We start from the raw sequence: 19,040 nt of genomic DNA on the forward strand, positions 1-19,040 counted from the left end.
TACATTTTATGAGCACCATTACCCTCATTGGCGCAGGTTGGCTAGGCCTTCCTCTAGCGCAAGCTCTTACCGAAAACCACCAGGTCTACGCCAGCCGCACCCAAACGGCAGGAATGCTTGAGTTAACGCAACATGGCATCACAGGCTTTGTGTGCGATCTTTCTCTGCGCGACCAAAGCTTATCGCAGCATTTTATTGCTCAAAAAAGTGAGATTGTGATAGGCAGCTTTCCACCCGGTTTTCGCAAGGGAAGAGGGCAAGAGTATGCGCAGCAGTGGCAGCATTTAGTCGCACAAGCAAAGCTGGCTAATGTGCGTAAAATCGTCATGGTCAGCTCAACCAGCGTCTATCCTGACATTGCACAGCCAATGAGTGAACAGCATGCCTCCTTGTCACTGGCGCAAAATGACTCAAACTTCAGTGAAGGAGCACGAATTATGTTACAAGCCGAGCAACACGTTATCGATTCAGGGCTAGATTATGTCATTGTACGCTGTAGTGGCTTGATCGGACCAAACCGTCATCCCTCACGATTTGCAGCGCGTTTGGCGCAAGTCAGCCGGCTTGCACCAGCTAATATGTTGCATCAAAAAGACGCCATTGGTGCACTGATTTTTGCCAGCGAAAAACTCTCCAAACAGGTCGTTAACGCCACCACACCACAAACCGTGAGTAAAGCTGAGTTTTATCAAGCCGCGTTGGCGGCCGCCGAGCTAGACTCACCATTGCCGCCAATTGTCGATATTGCCGACAAGCGTATCTTAAGCAACAAGCTGAGCCAATTGGGCTATCAATTTCATTATTCACACACGTTAGAGGCACTGGCACTGAATGAGTAAACATCTCTACCAACACATTGAAACCTTGTGGCAGTACATGCAGATGAAGCATGAGCTCGTCGCGGCCGATATCATTATGGTGTTTTGTAGCAATGATTTGCGCGTGGCTGAGTATGCTGCACATTTGTACCAACAAAATTTGGCCCCCTACCTTCTTTTCTCTGGCGGACAAGGGCGTTTTACTGAGGGTAAATTTGCTAAAAGCGAAGCAGAAACCTTTGCTGACATAGCCAAAGATTGTGGCGTCCCAACCCACGCGATTTTACTGGAAAAAAAGGCGACTCACTCTGGAGAAAATGTACGATTTAGTCACCATCTATTGGCAGAAAAATCGATCACTGCGCAACGTATTATTGTGGTTCAAAAACCCTTCATGGAACGTCGTGCCTACGCCACATTTGTTAAGCAGTGGCCCGCCCCATTTGAGTCATTGATGGTGACCTCTAGCGGAGAGACATTTTTCGATTATCTTGATGAGGATTTCACCGTTGATGTTGTATTGAGTGCGCTATTAGACGATTTTGTGCGAGTCCGCGACTACCCAGCACAAGGATTTCAGATTGAGCAACCGATCCCAGACGATGTGACATTTGCTTACCAAGTTCTGAGTCAATTTGAGTGGTAACACAAGTTGTGGGCATACAAAGTTGTGGGGCATACAAAATAGATAGGGAGGCTTAAACCTCCCTATCGAATAATTTGTTCAAGGCGCAGAAGTAATGAATTTACTTACCCAAGGCTTCTTTATAGTGCTGACGACATACCGACACGTATTTATCGTTACCACCAATAGAGACTTGATCACCTTCGGCAATCGCCACTCCATGTTCATCGGTGCGAATGACCATGTTCGCTTTACGGCCACAATGACAAATTGTTTTCAATTCCACCAGCTTATCGGCCCAAGAAAGTAGATATTTACTCCCTTCAAATAGCTCACCTAAAAAATCGGTACGCAAGCCATAGCACAGTACCGGAATGCCGATTTTATCGACCACTTCAGTCAATTGATAGACTTGCTCTTTGGTTAAGAATTGGCACTCATCAACCAAAATGCAGTGACGCTTTTGTTGCTCGTGCAGTGCGTTGATCTCATCATACAAATTCGTTTCAGCGGTAAAAAGCTGGGCGTCTGATTCCAATCCTATTCTTGAACTTACTTTACCAACACCATAACGGTCGTCGATGGCGGCGGTATAGATCACGGGCGTCATACCACGCTCTTGATAGTTGAAAGAAGATTGTAGAAGAGTGGTTGATTTACCTGCATTCATCGCAGAGTAATAGAAATACATTTGAGCCAAAAGAGAGATTCCTGTCACTAAGTCAATTGGCGAGAGAACAAGGTTCACTCAAATAAAAAAGGATAACCCTACGCGGGGGCAAAAAAGAGGGTGACTTTCGCCACCCTGCTACCGTTGCGTTTATTGCGCTTTTTCTTTTGCGACCGTCACCGCAATCGCCAACTCTTCGAGCGACGCTGGGTTAGCCAGACTCGGTGCATCCGTTAGCAAACAAGCGGCTGCGGTTGTTTTAGGGAAAGCGATCACGTCGCGAATATTTTCCGTACCACACAACAGCATCACCAAACGGTCAAGACCGAATGCAAGACCTGCGTGTGGTGGTGTACCAAATTTCAGCGCATCCAATAGGAAGCCAAATTTCAGTTGTTGCTCTTGCGCATCGATACCTAAAATATCAAACACCACAGATTGCATTTCAGCATTGTGAATACGCACCGAGCCACCGCCCACTTCATAGCCGTTTAATACCATGTCGTAAGCATTTGAATTTGCAACCGCGGGGTTGGCTTGCAGCTCTTGCGCGGTTAAGTTAAGTGGCGCGGTAAATGGGTGATGCATAGCATGCAAGTTACCTTCGTCATCTTCCTCAAACATCGGGAAATCAACAACCCATAGTGGAGCCCATGAATTTTCATTGGTGATCGCCAGATCTTTACCCAATTTCAAACGCAGCGCACCCAAGGCTTCAGTCACCACTTTTATTTTATCGGCACCAAACAAAATGATGTCGCCAGACTCAGCGTGAGTCCGCGCCAAAATGCCTTCCACAATGTCAGCCGAAAGGAATTTCGCGACCGGAGATTGAACGCCCTCTAAGCCAGCAGCGCGGTCATTGACTTTCATCCACGCCAAACCTTTCGCGCCATAAATACCAACAAACTCAGCGTAGCTATCAATTTGCTTACGAGTTAATGCCGCGCCACCCGGTACACGAATAACCGCCACGCGTCCTTTAGCATCATTAGCGGGACCAGAGAAAACATTGAAATCCACATCTTTTACAAGGTCTGCAACATCAACCAATTCCAGTGGGTTACGCAGATCCGGCTTGTCGCTACCATAGCGACGCATCGCTTCGCTGTATGGCATCACAGGGAAATCGCCTAGATCAACGTTTAGTAGTTCTAGCCACATGTTGCGAACCATTTTTTCGGTCACTTCACGCACTTGATCTGCCGTCATAAATGACGTTTCAATATCGATTTGAGTAAATTCTGGTTGACGGTCAGCACGTAAATCTTCATCACGGAAACATTTTACGATTTGATAGTAACGGTCAAAACCTGACATCATCAACAACTGTTTAAACAGTTGTGGCGATTGAGGAAGTGCATAGAAACTGCCTTTGTGCACACGACTTGGCACTAAGTAGTCACGAGCCCCTTCCGGCGTTGCTTTCGTCAAAACTGGCGTTTCAATATCGAGGAAACCGTGTTCGTCAAGGAAGCGGCGTACAAAGCTAGACGCTTTAGCGCGCAATTTAATGCGATCACTCATTTCTGGACGGCGTAGATCTAAGTAACGATATTTTAGACGTTGCTCTTCTGAGTTCTTTTGGTTGAAATCCAGTGGCAAAACATCACTGCGATTGATAATCGAAATCCCACTCGCGAGAATTTCTACTTCGCCAGTCGCCATCTCTTTATTGATTTGACTTTCTGGACGCGCGCGTACTTCACCAGTGAGCTTAATGCAGAATTCATTACGCAGTTGGTTAGCTACTGCAAATACATCCGCCATATCTGGATCAACCACCACCTGAACGATGCCTTCACGATCTCGCATATCAATAAAGATAAGACCGCCTAAATCACGACGGCGATTAACCCAGCCGCACAACTCCACAGTTTGTCCTGCGAGGGACTTGTTCAGGTGACCACAATAATGGCTACGCATAATGAATTTCCCAATCTCTAATTAGTTATCAATTCTAAGCCGCTCAGCGTCATTATCTGAGCAGCGCAAAGTTCCATTTATACGCTGAAAGATGTGCAAAATCGACCTTCCAGAATACAATTTGTTGTGTTTTATCAAGGGTTGCTGCTTTTTAAATCAATAATCAACCAAAATAGCAACACCGCTGAGAAATTGCGGCTGATTATAGCGTTAAAATACCAAAATCATCAAAACTCTCGTAGAGTATTTATTTTTAGTAATGGATAAAAGGTCAGTATGATGAATTTACCACTGCGACTCGGCCTTACCATGTGGTCACATCCAGGCTGGCAAAGTACGTTTTACGGCGCGGGAACGCCTGCTGCGCAGCGTCTTGAAAAGTATGCGAGGGTTTTTCATACCGTAGAAGGCAACACTACTTTCTATGCGTCACCTTCCATGAACACAGTGCAGAACTGGCGCGCCGCCACTCATGATGATTTTCGGTTTACGTTCAAACTGCCCAAAGCTATTACCCACGAACATAAGCTCACTGGCTGCCAAGATCAGTTAAAAGATTTTATGATGCTCATGGAGCCTCTGCACTCTCGTGTTGGATTATGGACCATCCAACTGCCAGCTACTTTTGGCCCACAGCACTTAGAGCAGTTGAAAAAATTCTGCGCCTATTTTCCCGCAGGTTTTCCACTGAGTGTTGAAGTGCGGCACCTTGAGTTTTTTGCTAAGGGAGAAGCTGAAAAAGCGCTTAATCAATGGTTAGTTGAATCGTCGGTTGACCGAATCATTATGGATAGTCGTCCTATCTTTTCGGCCAAACCGACGACCGACGTCATCATTGATGCTCAGAAAAAGAAACCTAAAGTCCCTGTTCACGCCATTGCCACGGCACAAACGCCGATGATCCGTTTTATCGGCCACCCAGAATTAGAGGCCAATTACCCCTTTTTTGAAGCGTGGATGACCAAACTGCCACATTGGATCGAACAAGGAAAACAACCTTATCTTATGGTCCACACGCCAGACAATATTGAAGCCCCATTATTAGCCGCCGAGCTATACCAACAGCTGCAACAACGACTCACATTACCTACATTGACAACATTTCCAGCCCAAGATGACCAGCACCAAATCACCCTATTTTGATACTAAAACTCACCACTAATACACACCCCCTATTGTGTAACAAAAGGGGGAATCCAGTTCATGCGAACACATAAAAATGTGGGGTAACAAACCATCAGGCTTTTATGAATGCCACTATCTTTTGGTATTCAGTTTCATGAATTCACAAAATTAGACAAACCTTTTATCTTTTTCCATGCGTCTCTATCACCAATTCTCTTTCTTTTTAGAGACAGTTCTGCTGAGCTCAGCATCCAAGGTGTTTTTGTACACACTTTATTCCCCTGAGCTCCTCCTGTGTTCGATTCCTGAATTTGTAAGTTACCACTGTTGAGTAAAACCTTCTGTAGTAGTTTCTGATCTTCACTGCCAAGTGCTCCCCAAGGAGTAACCGATTCATTCTGATGTAATTTAATCACTTCTCGCTTAACTTCTCCGTCAAGAAAACCCGTACGATCTTTACCACTTTTGCAATTCCAAGCAGGAATAATCCCAATTTCATACGTTAATAACACAATGCATCTTGCCATTTTGTATGGGTCACTCTCATCGGTATTATGTGCTTTAGCTTCCCAAATCTCTTTTATTTGTTGTACCAATTGCAAAACAACCGATTTATTTTTAGGGTTATCGGCCAAATATTTACCGACCCAACCTTGTGGATCAGTACTATTGCAAAAACCATCCCCCAACAGAATCTTTAAACCCTCTAGGTTTATACTGTCCGATTTCTTTTGACCAATTTTAAATTTCAAAGAAAGCTCGTTTACTCCAAAATTAAAAGGAATGATCTCTGGTTTAACCTTAATTTTTTGACAATTTCCAGATTTGTCTACCACCTCTAATTCTATAACTTTATTTGATAATTCATTCCATGAATATATTTGGTCCTCTAATTGATCACCTTCAGTGACAGACCAAACATTACCAGCGGTAACTAGAGAGGTTGATGTTAATTGTAAAGGCACCACTTCATCAGGGTTTTGTATAGCAGACTCTAAGATCGCCTGATTAGCATACAAGGCAGCCAATATAACCTCTTTCCCTCGATTGACTCTACCGACTTTGCGCTCTTGACTATTTTTATCAAGTCCATACGGTGACAAAACCCCATGCCTTATACCTTTAAAAAGCACATCTCCCGATGTTGATGTCAGCTCAGACATCCATAGATTTACCGCATGTTCAGATTCACATATACTTCCACTGGAAATACCTTCATCATTGTAACTATGACTGAATATATCACTATCACCTAGCTTCATTTTCCCTGCAGGCGTCATAATATTATTATATGTTTCACCTGTAGGTGTAGTAATATTATTTTTTAAAATAACCCAGCTATGCTTAGTTTTATTTAGCATAGATAACTTCTCTCTCTTCCATTTTTTCTTCATTAATTTAACATCTTTTTTTCTTAAGCGATTTCTGAAGGAATTATCTATTTTCAATGTTTTTTCTATTTTATTTTCTGTAGCTTTTATCATTTCAGCTTCCTCTTCAAGAGGTAGACACTGCTCCTCTTCAGGAAGAGACTCTTGAAGTATTTTTATGCGTCTCTCTTTATTTTTTAAAATACCTTGACTTTCATTTATTGCTTTAATCGCGGTTTCTATAAGAAACGTTCTATAAAATGGTTTACTAAAATCATGTGAGCTATTTTTATTTTTTCTCTTCTTAAGCCGTTTAACTTTTTTAACTTGTTTAGAAAATGAGTTATTATTTTTTTTAATAGCTTGACACCCAATTCCAGAAATAGAGGATGAAAATAGAAAAGAAGGATATATCATTTTTTTGACCTATAAGAAATGTATGTCTTTATGCAAATAATTATTCTTTCACTAGCTCAGTAATTCAAATGCAAAGATGTGAATCTTTCGCGTGCTATTAGATTCATCTTTATTCATCAAAAACGTCTTGACACTGTCAGCGTATGATAGAGTTGTTATCAGCTTAAAAACCCATTAAAGACCGGACCAGTTTTAATTTTAATATAATCTCATCGAGAGTCGTGCGAGGTTAATGACACGCGCACGCTTTTCTCTTAAAATGTGCGCCTTTTTTAAGGTAGTGCAGCCGTCAGCACTGCTTGTTGCGCGCCGCTATGAGGTACACCATGAGCAATCATAAAGACATCATCTTTTCTGCCCCAATCGATAAGATTGGTGATTTCACCTTTGATGAACGTGTTGCTGAAGTCTTCCCTGATATGATCCAACGCTCAGTGCCGGGATACAGCAATATTATTTCGGCCATTGGCATGTTAGCTGAGCGCTTTGTTAAACCACACTCTACCATTTACGATTTGGGTTGCTCTTTAGGCGCGGCTACGCTTTCGATGCGTCGTCATATTCGCCAAGAAGGTTGTAAAATTGTAGCGGTTGATAACTCGTCCGCCATGGTTGAACGATGCAAGCTGCACATTAACGCCTATCGTTCGGATACGCCTGTCGAGGTGATTGAGGCCGACATTCGTGAGATTGAAATTCGTGATGCCTCTGTGGTGGTGCTCAATTTTACGCTGCAATTTCTATCGCCAGAAGATAGGCTCGCACTGCTTGAAAAAATCTACGTGGGTCTTCGCCCCGGTGGCATACTAATTTTATCTGAAAAGTACATTTTTGAAGATGAAACGGCGCATGAGCTGCTAATTGATCTCCACCATGATTTCAAGCGAGCCAATGGCTACAGCGAATTAGAGATCAGTCAAAAACGCAGTGCGATTGAAAATGTGATGTGCCCAGATTCCATCACAACACATAAAGCTCGCTTTAAACAAATTGGCTTTTCAAGCTATGAAATGTGGTTCCAGTGTTTCAACTTTGGTTCAATGTTCGCCATTAAATAATAGAATGCCGTTTTGGCTTTTTTCCCTAGAAGGGCCAAAACCTGATTTGCCATTTGTCTAGGGTCTTTTTACCTAATCTAGGAATACGCTTTGCATGTTTAACTTTGCCAATTTTTATCAACTGATCGCTCAAGATACCCGTCTCCAACCTTGGCTAAACGTTTTGCCACAACAGTTGACGGACTGGCAAAATGCAGAGCATGGCGACTTTGACCGCTGGGTTCGTGCGTTAAATAAAATCCCCTCGGGTACACCTGATCTGATTGAGCTCAAACAGTCAGTCACTCTCTCAAATAGCACACCGCTGGCGTTAGGCGAACAGAAGAAATTGGAAAGTTTGCTTAAAACTTTTCATCCTTGGCGCAAAGGACCCTATCACTTACACGGTATCCATATCGACACTGAGTGGCGATCCGATTGGAAATGGGATCGCGTATTGCCCCACATTTCACCGCTGAAAGACCGTTCCGTGCTGGATGTTGGCTGTGGTAATGGTTATCACATGTGGCGTATGCTTGGCGAAGGTGCTCGCCTGTGTGTGGGTATCGACCCTTCGCACCTGTTTTTAGTGCAGTTTGAAGCGGTGCGTAAACTATTGGGTGATGACCAACGTGCTCATCTTCTGCCACTAGGCATTGAACAATTACCTGAATTGAACGCCTTTGACACCGTATTTAGCATGGGTGTCCTATACCATCGCCGCTCACCGCTAGATCATCTGATCCAATTGAAAAATCAGTTGGTCACAGGGGGCGAATTGATTCTTGAGACGCTGGTTATTGAAGGCGACGAAAATGCGGTGTTGGTCCCTGTCGACCGCTACGCACAAATGCGCAACGTCTACTTTTTCCCTTCCGCAAAAGCGCTCAAAGTGTGGCTTGAGAAATGTGGTTTTGGTGACGTACGTATCGTTGATGAGAGTGTCACCTCCGTTGGTGAACAACGTACCACACAATGGATGACGCACAATTCGTTACCTGACTATCTTGACCCAAGCGACCCAAGCAAAACCTTAGAAGGTTATCCGGCACCAAGACGCGCTATTTTGGTGGCAAAAAAACTATAATTGACACAGTTTTAACGCTTGATTCTGCGTATAATATTACCCTTATCGGAGGATGCTACACGCATCCTTTTTTATCAGCTAAACTTCGGTTTATCAGTAGTTATCCATCACAAATACATAAGGTCGCAAATGTTTAAGTCAATAGCATCCGTTGTTGCAATTGCTTTACTGTCAGGCTGCACCCTAACAAATGGTGAACAATACCACCAAGCTACCCTAGCAGCGATTCAGACTTCGGAATCGAACCTCAACAATACAATGACCAATCTGGAACTTCAGTTGAGTAACCAGAATGATTACATTGAAAACCTTGAAAATCAGATGTTAAAGCTCGATCAAAAGCTCTCTAAACTCAAGGTGATTGCCGCTAACGCCCAAAAGTCACATACAGAAGCAACAACCGGCGATGACCTTATCGTTCCGGCTGCGACTCCATCGATGCCAAGATCTCGTTATGACGTTATTTTAGGTGAAGTTGAAAAGGTAACGATTGATTCGATCAAACAAACATTTGACGCGCGTGTTGACACAGGAGCCGCAACTTCTTCGCTTAATGCCATTGATATTGAAGAATTTGAGCGTAACGGAAAGAACTGGGTGCGTTTCCACCTTTCCGATGGTGAGAAAGCAACAGATGAAACGAACTGGATAGAATCCCCTATTATTCGCTACGTTAAAATTCGCCAATCGACCAATGAAGAAATGGAACGCAGAGCCGTTGTTGAGCTGTGGGTAAAATTAGGCAGTATTCACGAAAAAGCACAGTTCACCTTGGCTGATCGCTCTCAAATGAGCCATCCTATCCTCTTAGGACGCGAATTTATTCGTGATATCGCCCTAGTCGATGTCAGTCGCAAATACATCCACACCGAAACCAAATAACAGCAAGGATATTTATGACGTCACGAGTTCCATTTTATCTATCAGTCTTGTTACTGATAGCGGCTGGCATTACATTGAGTGTAGTTCGCCACCAAACTTATGGGGTGCCATGGACACCCGGGGAAACTCGCCAAATTTGGGATATTGAAGCACGTGTTGAATTCAATGCGTTAGGCAAAGAAGCCAAAGTCTCTTTAGCTGCGCCTCATACTCAAGATGGATATACTTTGATCAATGAATCGTCATCATCACCAGGTTATGGCGTAGCTTACGTTACTACTGACACGGGCAAACGTGTTGAGTGGTCAATCCGCAAAGCAACTGGCCCACAAACGATTTACTACAAAAGCCAATTTTTAGTCGATCCTCAAGCGAAAGCGGACCCTATCCCCCCGATGGGTGATGTGGTTAAGCCAACCTTTGATGGCCCAGAAGAAGCAGCGGCTATCGCATTAATTGAACGAGCGAATCAACGCTCGGCGGATAACATCACTTTTACCCGCGAACTGATTAAAAATCTCAATGACGCCGATAGCCAAAACGCCTCTTTGCTGCTTAATAAAATGAGCAAAGTGGACGCCACACAAAAACTGCTGTCATACTCTCAAATTCCCAATAAAGTCGTTGGTGTTATTCAGCTCGAAGATGGTCGCCGCCGTCAAACGATTCAACACATGAACGAAATATGGAATGGTGATCAGTGGGTACTTTTTAACCCTGAAACGGGCACGCAGCCCAACCACCCTAACCTACTGGTTTGGGATGAATCCAACGTTTCACTGCTGGATGTCACGGGTGGGCAAAACAGCCAAGTTCACTTCACTATGCTGTCTCAAGATGTTTCACCTCAAACGGCAACCAATAATAAAATTGAGGCCGACAAACTCTTAAACTTCTCTATTCACAGTTTGCCGCTTGAAGAGCAAGCGATGTTCAAGACCATCATGTTGATTCCTATCGGCGCATTAATTGTGGTGTTCTTGCGGGTGATTATTGGGCTAAAGACCTCAGGTACTTTCATGCCGGTACTTATCGCCGTGGCGTTTGTTCAAACTCAATTACTGACGGGTATCGTGGGCTTTCTGCTTATCGTCGGAACAGGTTTGATCATTCGTAGCTATTTATCGAAATTGAACCTGCTACTGGTAGCACGGATATCGGCGGTCATCATTGCGGTAATACTCATCATCTCTGTCTTTACCGTCGTTGCCTTTAAGATCGGGCTGACCGAAGGGTTATCCATTACCTTCTTCCCGATGATCATTCTCTCTTGGACCATCGAACGTATGTCGATTCTGTGGGAAGAAGAAGGAGCAAAAGAGGTGATTTTACAAGGTGGCGGCTCGCTCTTTACTTCCATCTTAATCTACTTAGCAATGACTAACTCTTATGTCCAACACCTAACCTTTAATTTTATTGGCTTACAGCTGATCGTATTAGCTGCCATTCTGCTATTGGGAACCTATACTGGATACCGTTTAACTGAACTTCGCCGTTTTAAACCGTTAGCCGAGGAGTAAAGATGTTTTCATTATCCGAATACACTTCTCCATTTAAGCTACGCCGTAAAGGCATTATGGGCATGAACAAGCGCAACCATAGCTACATTGGTCGCTATAACGATCGCTCAAAATACCCATTGGTTGATGATAAGTTACAAACTAAATTGATTGCGCAGCGTGCGGGTTGTACTGTGCCAAAACTGATTGGTGTGATCAGTAATCAAGCGGATGTGAAGTCGATCCATGCCATGGTTAAAGAGTGGCCGGGCTTTGTGATAAAACCTGCACGCGGAAGCGGTGGTAAAGGAATTTTAGTGATTATGTCGCACAAGGATGGTGTGTACACTAAACCTTCTGGTGCGACCATCAACCAGCAAGATGTTGAGCGCCACATCAGTAATGCCTTGGCCGGACTATTTTCACTAGGCGGTAAAAATGATGTTGCTGTGGTTGAAAACCTAATTAAGTTTGACGATTGTTTCGAAGGCTTTAGCTATGAAGGTGTGCCTGATGTACGCATTATTGTCTTCAAAGGTTACCCCGTCATGGCGATGATGCGCCTTTCGACTTCGGCTTCTGATGGTAAAGCCAACTTACACCAAGGCGCTGTTGGCGTAGGTCTTGATATTGCGACAGGAAAAGCAGTACGAGCCGTGCAGTTTAATTTACCCATCACTGAGCACCCAGATACCGGCAAAGAGCTCTCAACGCTGCAAGTACCACATTGGAAAAAGCTACTCACCTTAGCCTCTAGCGCTTGGGAAATGACTGGCCTTGGTTATATGGGAACCGACATGGTGTTGGATAAAGAAGAAGGCCCGATGGTACTTGAGCTTAACGCTCGCCCAGGGCTTGCTATCCAGATAGCCAATGGCGCAGGGCTGTTGCCACGCTTGCAGCATATTGAAAGTTTAGGTACGCAACTTATCTATCCCAGCCCCGAAGAACGCGTGGCTTATGCCGCAAAGCAATTCGGTTCAGGTGAGGTAAGCGAGTAACTCTCACCAAATTTAATCACTAAAAAGCCCAATCTCTATCAGGAGTATTGGGCTTTTTTATTAGCGATGGAGGCGATGCTTACAGCATTTCGGCCATCTGCTGTGCTTCTGATTTTGGTTTTTCAGTTTGACCAAAACCCCGTAGACCGACCACATGAACGTGTTCGTGATCTTTAAACACTTTGCGCACTAATTTATAAGTCGTGCCTTTCTCAGGGCTAATGTTCTCTGGCGCAGCAATTAAAAGTTGCATATCCAGACGCTCGCACAGTTCAAACAAGGTTGAAATGGATTTGGCATCCAAACGCGCCGCTTCATCTAAAAACAGTAAACGGCATGGAACGATGTCTTTACTGCGTAGACGACGAGATTCCTCTTCCCAACTTTGAATCACCATTAATAAAATAGACTGCCCAGTACCAATCGCTTCACCAGTCGATAACGCGCCCGATTCCGCTTGCAACCAGCCATCGGATCCGCGATTTACTTCAACACTCAACTCTAAGTAGTTACGGTAATCCAATAGCTCTTCACCCAATACTTGCGGTGAACGTTGCCCCATATCGATATGCGGGTTAACACGCTGGAACAATTTCGCCATCGCTTCAGAGAAGGTATAACGAGTACTCTCAAACAGATCTTTATGCTGACTCTGTTTTTCAGATAATCCAGCGAGTAGGATTTCATGGCTCTCGCGTACTTTCACGTTAAGGCGGACGCCTTTCACCTGACCAAAGTTAATGTTAGACAAACCTTGGTTGAGCATCCGAATACGATTTTGCTCACGTTGAATGGTTTTTTTGATGATGCTGGCCACCGATTCAGAGCTGATCGCTAAACGGTTTTCACGTTGAGTCAACTCTTCAGTTAGACGCGCAAGCTCTACTTCCATCTCTTCAATCGCTTCAACAGGATCATCAGTGCGAATGATGTCCTGGCGAATACGCTCACGCAGATGTTGATACACGGCGATGTAGAACAAAACTTTGCGTTCTGGATGTGCGTTATCTTCCGACAAACGCAGCGCATCGCGTAGGTCGTCATTGCTTGCGACTGCTAAACGCAGCGCGCCCAACGATTTATCCGACATGGAACGCAGTTCATCGGCCGATAGATACGCCAGCTCACGTTTATGCAAGCGGCGCTCAACATCGTGATCACGCGCCAAACGTAATACAGAGCACCACCCTGCTTTTGCATTCACCACAAATGTGCGCAGATCTTGATAATCTTTCTGCACCTTTTTCAACCGTTTAACTAACGCTTTCATTTCAAGATCAGTTGCGGTCAGTGTACGTTCGTACTCGCTCTTACGGGTACGTGAGGCATGCAAACGCTGTTGCAATTCATCACGACGACGTTCAGCACGCTCTTGCGCACCGTCATCGGCATGCACACCAAACTCTTGTAGCTCCTGCTTGAACTCTTGAACCGTTTCCAACTTAGCTTGATGCGAGCTTTTTAAGGCCGCTAACACTTGGTTATATTGGTTCATTTGGCTTTGAGCCTGTTTGAGCTCATCACGAGTACGGGTACGGGCGCTTTCTGCCTCGACCAATTTATTTTTGAGCTGCTCACTTAGCTCGCTGCTTTTACTGAGCAGAGCAACCGAATCGGAATAGCTAAAATAGTGGCGGCGTTCAATCACGTCGGAGAGTGCAAAGATCTGCACTTTCAATGTCTGAAGAGCTTGATCCGCTTGCTGATATTGTGCAGTGAGTGCATCAAATTGCTGCGGGTCAACCTCAAGCGCTGAAGCAAGCTGTTCTAACTCCGCGATGGCTTTACCGTGCGAGCTTAAAAACGCTTTCGCTTCCGCCAGTTGATTAATGTTCAGCTCGGCTTCATCGAAACGTGCTTGCAATGCCTCATCTTCAATGAGCAACATGTTAGGAGCCAGCTTATCGAGCATCGTTAACGCTTGTTTGCTTAGCTGTAACTGGTTGCGCTGCTGCTGCTCTTTTGCGTCCAATTCAGCCAATACACGGACCAGTTGATTGCGTTGCTCACGTGCCGCTTGCAACGCTTGTTCTGGATCCGCTTCAAAAGCGACTTGGATGTGTGAAGCAACAAATTGGTTAAAGCTGTGGTATAGACGTTGCAGTTTTTGTGAATCAAACGCCGCTTTCGCGTGCTCTTCCACCACTTCTTCGCGCTCGTTACGCAGTAACTCTAAACGTTGTTCGCGCGCAGCTCGGCCAAAGAGTGGGATCTCAGGTAAACGAGAATAACGCATTTGGCGGTTATTGAGCTGAACACATACCGCTCCTTCCAATTCGTCAGCATTGAACGAGCTATCATCAAAGGCATCGACATCCCCTTCAATGATGTACAGATCTTCTGGGCAATCATCAAGCTCGACCAGCTTCTCTTTGATGCCAGATAAATCCGAAACTACAATCGCATGGCGAGCTGGGCCGTACATGGCACTGAAATAAGGTGCATCGTCAATCGTGATGTCATCGTAAATTTCAGACAGTAAAACGCCGCCTAAGCTATCCGCTAATCCTTTCAAGCGAGGATCATTTGAACCACCAGGAGACGCCAAGCGCTCGATTTCATTTTCAAGCTGCGCGCGACGTTCTGCCAGCTTATCTTTAGCGATTGATTGTGCTTTTTCTTGCTCAAGCACTTGCTGCATCTGCGCCATCACAGCTTGGCTATTTTCTAATGTTGCACCACTTTGTTCGCGTAAAGTATGCAATGCATCGTTGGCAGCAATCCAAGTCGGAGCGATCGATTCCAGTCGTTGAATTTCAGCCTGTTTATCTTGCTCGGTACGGCGCTGCTCACTGCGCTGTTCACGCAGCGCTTCTTGTTCATATTCCAGCGATTCAATCAGAGCGGCGTGGCGCTCGCGCTCTTGCTCTAGTGTTAGCTCATCGTGCAAGTCAATATGGTGTTGTTTTTGGTATTCAGCCACGGACTGACGCGCCACTTGCTGCTGATTTAAGCGACGTTCCAGATCTCGCTGCTGCGCATACCACTGTGCTTCATTTTGGCTAATTTGCTGGGCGTTACGCGCTTGCTGCATGATGGCTTTTGCATGCTGAGCGGCATCGTGACGAGGCACCTCACCCACTACACTACGCACCAGTTGCAGTGCCTGCTCAAACTGTTCGACTGCGGCCGAAGACATGTCCAATTTATGCTTTAACGCTAATAAGGTGGTAGTGTTAGCGTCTTGCTGATGCTTGAGATCAGAAACCTGCGCTTGGGCACGCTCTGGTGTTAACTGATCATCATTTAGCAACTGTTTGGCTTTATCGAGCGCCTGTACGGCTTGTTGATATTGCAAGGCTCGCGTTTGTTGAACATCTAATGCTTGTTGGTAATCGGCCAATTGACTCTTTAAGCTATCGACCTCATCTTCAGAAATAATCGCTTGCTCTTCAGCCATCATGACGCGCTCTTGCGCCTCTTCCACCACCATCATCTGCTCTTCAAGGCGAATAGTGAGCTCTTGTAAATCCTCTTGATAGCGCTCAATTTTCTCTTGCTGACGCAGTGCGTTTTGCACCAGTTGCAAGTGATCAGAAGCGGCTTGGTGATCTTGCTCTAAGGTAGATTCTTGCTCTAACAGCAGTTCAAGCTCTTCTTGAACTTGATTGAGTAATCGATTTTGCTCAATCAATGTATGGCGAGAGCCGAACAACTCATTACGCAACGCGAGCGTTTGCTCTAGCTTATTGTGGCGATCGTTGGCGTGGCGCATGTAATCAGCGGCCACGTAATTTGTCGATTCGGTAATCAGGTGCTTGAAGAGATCGCGATCCGCTTGCGTGGTTTTGATCGCTTCTAACGTCATGCGGTTTTCACGCAACGCCGATTCCATATCTTGGAATGCTTTCTTCACACCACCATTTTGTGGCAACAGATAATCACGCAACGAGCGAGTAATGGCACTGGAAATACCGCCGTATAAAGAAGCCTCAATCAAGCGATAGAATTTTGAACGGTCACTACTGTTACGCAGTTTTTTCGGCACCACGCCAAATTCAAACATCTGCGCGTGATAATCGACAATGGAGCTAAACGCTTTAAAATGCGCCCCTTCAATTTTCGCGACAATCTCTTTCACTTCATTGAGTTGACGCACGCGCGCGTGGTTGTCTGAGACGTTTTCAATCAGCACATCGGTTGGTTTAACATGGCTTGGCAAGCCTTGAATCACAAACGGTTTGATATCCACTTTTTTATCGCGCCCCGCCACCTGTTGTAGCTTAACGCCAAACAGTAAACGCTGTTTGCGTGAATTCACTACATCCAACGCGGCGTAACATGCGCCCGCTTGCAGTTTACCGTATAAGCCTTTATCGCGAGACGCTTGTGAGCTGCCCGCTTCGGTGGTGTTTCTAAAATGGAGCAAACTTTGATCTGGGATCAAGGTGGTGATAAATGCCGCCATGGTGGTCGATTTGCCCGCACCGTTACCGCCTGACAAGGTGGTAACTAATCCATCAATATCAAAAGTACGAGCAAAAAAGCCGTTCCAATTGATCATGGTTAGCGATTGATATTTACCTCTCTCAATCATGCTTCACCTTCCCATTCTGTTTGCTCGTTAACATTTTGTTCTTCAATCTCGTCTTCGTTATCCAGCAAGCTGCCTTGATTCGGCTCTTGGGCGTGGACAACCGCTTCACCATCGCGGATCAAACGCAGTTGTGCTTCACGCATGTCGTCACCAATACGCACATCGGCACCAAAACGAAATACGGCTTCGCTAATGCGGAATTTATTGGTATCACCTAAATGGATGATCATCCCCAAACGACGTAAACGACGCAATGAGGTACGCACTTTTTCAAACAGCTTTTCTTTGTCTAAGTCTGAACCGCTGGCTCGGTTGGTGACGAGCTTCATCAGTTTTTTTTCATCGGCCAGAGACAGTAGCTCTTCGTACAATTCTTGATTAGTAAAGATGCCTTCGTGCGCAAGGCGTTCAGGACTCAAATAAAGAAAACAGAGCACTTTGCCGACCAGCATATCCAACTCAGACAGCACGCTACGATTGATTAAAGCAGTAGAGCGAGGACGCAGGTAAAAAAAGCCTTCCGGCGCTTTGACTAATTCGGTGTTATAGCGTTGGTAAAACAGCGCTAAATCGGGCTCAAAATCCAATAAAAAGGTGTGATTATCCAAATCATCACTAGAAACATGACGCCCAGCTCGAAGCTGGCTATCTAGCGCAGGAAATAAAGGATTTGAAATCGCTTTAGCCAGATTTTCTGGCATGTATTCATTAATATCTGTCGATGACATTTGCTTGTACCTTTGCACCAAAATCGTTGATCGCTTGCCAGTCAGGTTGGATGGCTTGGTAATCTTGCTCTGAGTAGCCAAGCCTCACCGCTTGATCAACAATAATTCGGGCTAAATCAAAATGATGTGTATGGGGATGAGTGGCGAGGTAGTCTCTCAGTACTCGTCCTAAATCAATTGGCATCCCTTGATCTTTATGACCTTTGAGCATGCTGCCGATACGCAAGGAGAGCTCATCATTGACTTGCTGGAACTCTTCGTACTCCACTTCTGGAGGCACTTGCCCCATCACCTCATCATCTCTTAACACGAGAGCTTCATCACGAAGGTCGGTTAAACGCTCAGCATCGGCATAAGTGAGATACCAAGGCGCGTCAAAATAGTCGCTCAGTGATTGACGTAAACGCTGGCTAAACGCTCGGTTTTGGTCCATATCAATGGCGGTACGAATGAATTTATGGACATGGCGATCGTAGCCAATCCAGAGATCGATCGCTTGTTGTCCCCAGCTGGTGATGCGATCAAGTTTCATCTGTAATCCAAACAGGATTTCTTCAATGAATTCGAGTTCAGCTTCGCCATAAACCAATTCTTGGATATCCAAAATTTGCGTTTGCAGCTCATCCCCCGCCGCTTGTAAAGTGTCTTGCAGTTCACGCAGCGTTGAAGAGGTTTCAGACAGTAACGATTCACAGTTGTTGATCGCTTCACGCCAATCTTTATTCAGCAACTCTGCGATTTGCAGTTTGACCGATTGCTGCTGCTCGTCCATCACACGTTGGTTCAAATCGATACGATCAAAAATTTCTCCTACCGAGTATTTTAATACGCCGTAAACGTTCTTTTTCCAATGCCCGGGAGTACCACCTTTATTCGCGGCTTCAATCGCCTTGGCCATTTCATCGGCGACCATAGAAAGCTGAATTGAGAGCTTCAGCTTGGAAAACTCTCTATGGCGGACGTAATAGTCCGTAATACCAATAGCCAACGGTGACAAACGGTAAATGCTAACGCCATCAGTCATCTCGCTGGTGAAGCGGCTCATTAAGCGCTGTTTTACCAACTCATTGATCGCATTATTAGCACGAAACGCGGAGGCTTCACCGGTTTCTTCAAATAAGCGAGTTACGATGGCAAACGCATCGTGTAACTCACCTTCACCTAATTCTTCATCAAACCTTTCGTTACTCAATACTGCAATGGCAATAAGGAACGCCAGTCGTTCTGTCGTCAGGTTCAATGAGAAATCATGCTGCTTTACCCAACTAACCAATTCATCAATAGGTTGCTGTGCAGCGTTCTGAGTCATCTCACTCAT

13 protein-coding genes and 2 pseudogenes are annotated in these 19,040 nt (G+C 45.1%); 9 read left to right on the top strand and 6 right to left on the bottom strand.

All coding sequences use genetic code 11. The annotated features are described in order from the left end of the window. Positions 1-8 precede the first annotated feature (8 nt). Both AACV12_RS07045 and AACV12_RS07050 read left to right on the top strand, forming a co-directional pair. Positions 9-839, top strand: a complete 831-nt coding sequence (locus AACV12_RS07045; RefSeq protein ID WP_170900093.1) for an NAD(P)H-binding protein — start codon at positions 9-11, stop codon at positions 837-839. Further along, on the top strand, positions 832-1,464 hold the full coding sequence (locus AACV12_RS07050) for a YdcF family protein (protein ID WP_170900094.1): 633 nt from the start codon (positions 832-834) through the stop codon (positions 1,462-1,464). The genes AACV12_RS07045 and AACV12_RS07050 overlap by 8 nt, the downstream gene beginning before the upstream one ends. Positions 1,465-1,564: 100 nt before the next feature. Here AACV12_RS07050 and AACV12_RS07055 read toward each other — a convergent pair whose 3' ends face one another. Both AACV12_RS07055 and aspS read right to left on the bottom strand, forming a co-directional pair. Further along, complete coding sequence (locus AACV12_RS07055; RefSeq protein WP_026027614.1) at positions 1,565-2,143, bottom strand: thymidine kinase; 579 nt, start codon at positions 2,141-2,143, stop codon at positions 1,565-1,567. Positions 2,144-2,263: 120 nt separating this feature from the next. Next, positions 2,264-4,039: an aspartate--tRNA ligase gene (gene aspS / locus AACV12_RS07060; RefSeq protein WP_019282187.1), complete on the bottom strand. Its 1,776-nt coding sequence runs from the start codon at positions 4,037-4,039 to the stop codon at positions 2,264-2,266. Between the two features lie 276 nt (positions 4,040-4,315). Between aspS and AACV12_RS07065 the strand changes: the two genes are divergently transcribed. After that, positions 4,316-5,182: a DUF72 domain-containing protein gene (locus tag AACV12_RS07065; protein WP_170900095.1), complete on the top strand. Its 867-nt coding sequence runs from the start codon at positions 4,316-4,318 to the stop codon at positions 5,180-5,182. A 134-nt stretch (positions 5,183-5,316) separates the two neighbouring features. On the opposite strand, the gene AACV12_RS07070 is transcribed toward AACV12_RS07065, so the two are convergent. Continuing rightward, on the bottom strand, positions 5,317-6,951 hold the full coding sequence (locus AACV12_RS07070) for an inositol phosphate phosphatase SopB (protein ID WP_013857058.1): 1,635 nt from the start codon (positions 6,949-6,951) through the stop codon (positions 5,317-5,319). Positions 6,952-7,277: 326 nt separating this feature from the next. On the opposite strand from AACV12_RS07070, the gene cmoA reads away from it, so the two are divergent. From cmoA to AACV12_RS07095, 6 genes and pseudogenes are all read left to right on the top strand, one after another. Beyond that, the gene (gene cmoA, locus AACV12_RS07075) at positions 7,278-8,009 is read left to right on the top strand and encodes a carboxy-S-adenosyl-L-methionine synthase CmoA (protein ID WP_170900096.1); all 732 of its coding nucleotides are present in this window, start codon (positions 7,278-7,280) and stop codon (positions 8,007-8,009) included. Positions 8,010-8,103: 94 nt separating this feature from the next. Next, on the top strand, positions 8,104-9,075 hold the full coding sequence (gene cmoB, locus AACV12_RS07080) for a tRNA 5-methoxyuridine(34)/uridine 5-oxyacetic acid(34) synthase CmoB (RefSeq protein WP_170900097.1): 972 nt from the start codon (positions 8,104-8,106) through the stop codon (positions 9,073-9,075). A 129-nt stretch (positions 9,076-9,204) separates the two neighbouring features. Next, positions 9,205-9,400 (top strand): annotated as a pseudogene (locus AACV12_RS18090) (ATP-dependent Zn protease); the annotation flags it as partial. Between the two features lie 125 nt (positions 9,401-9,525). Further along, positions 9,526-9,957: pseudogene (locus AACV12_RS18095) on the top strand (ATP-dependent zinc protease family protein); the annotation flags it as partial. 14 nt (positions 9,958-9,971) lie between these two features. Then, entirely contained in the window at positions 9,972-11,477 is a 1,506-nt protein-coding gene (locus tag AACV12_RS07090) for an inactive transglutaminase family protein (RefSeq protein ID WP_013857063.1), read from the top strand. Positions 11,478-11,479: 2 nt separating this feature from the next. Next, entirely contained in the window at positions 11,480-12,457 is a 978-nt protein-coding gene (locus tag AACV12_RS07095) for an alpha-L-glutamate ligase-like protein (RefSeq protein ID WP_019280854.1), read from the top strand. Positions 12,458-12,536: 79 nt separating this feature from the next. On the opposite strand, the gene mukB is transcribed toward AACV12_RS07095, so the two are convergent. From mukB to mukF, 3 genes are read right to left on the bottom strand one after another with little or no spacing between them, the layout of a single operon-like run. Continuing rightward, on the bottom strand, positions 12,537-16,994 hold the full coding sequence (gene mukB, locus AACV12_RS07100) for a chromosome partition protein MukB (RefSeq protein WP_170900099.1): 4,458 nt from the start codon (positions 16,992-16,994) through the stop codon (positions 12,537-12,539). After that, complete coding sequence (gene mukE / locus AACV12_RS07105) at positions 16,991-17,722, bottom strand: chromosome partition protein MukE (RefSeq protein ID WP_017044662.1); 732 nt, start codon at positions 17,720-17,722, stop codon at positions 16,991-16,993. The genes mukB and mukE overlap by 4 nt, the downstream gene beginning before the upstream one ends. After that, the gene (gene mukF / locus AACV12_RS07110) at positions 17,703-19,040 is read right to left on the bottom strand and encodes a chromosome partition protein MukF (protein WP_017047723.1); all 1,338 of its coding nucleotides are present in this window, start codon (positions 19,038-19,040) and stop codon (positions 17,703-17,705) included. Before mukF ends, mukE begins: the two co-directional genes overlap by 20 nt.

The organism is Vibrio sp. 2-2(8) (genome assembly GCF_963888495.1).
In the GTDB taxonomy this organism is placed as follows: Bacteria; Pseudomonadota; Gammaproteobacteria; order Enterobacterales; family Vibrionaceae; genus Vibrio; species Vibrio anguillarum.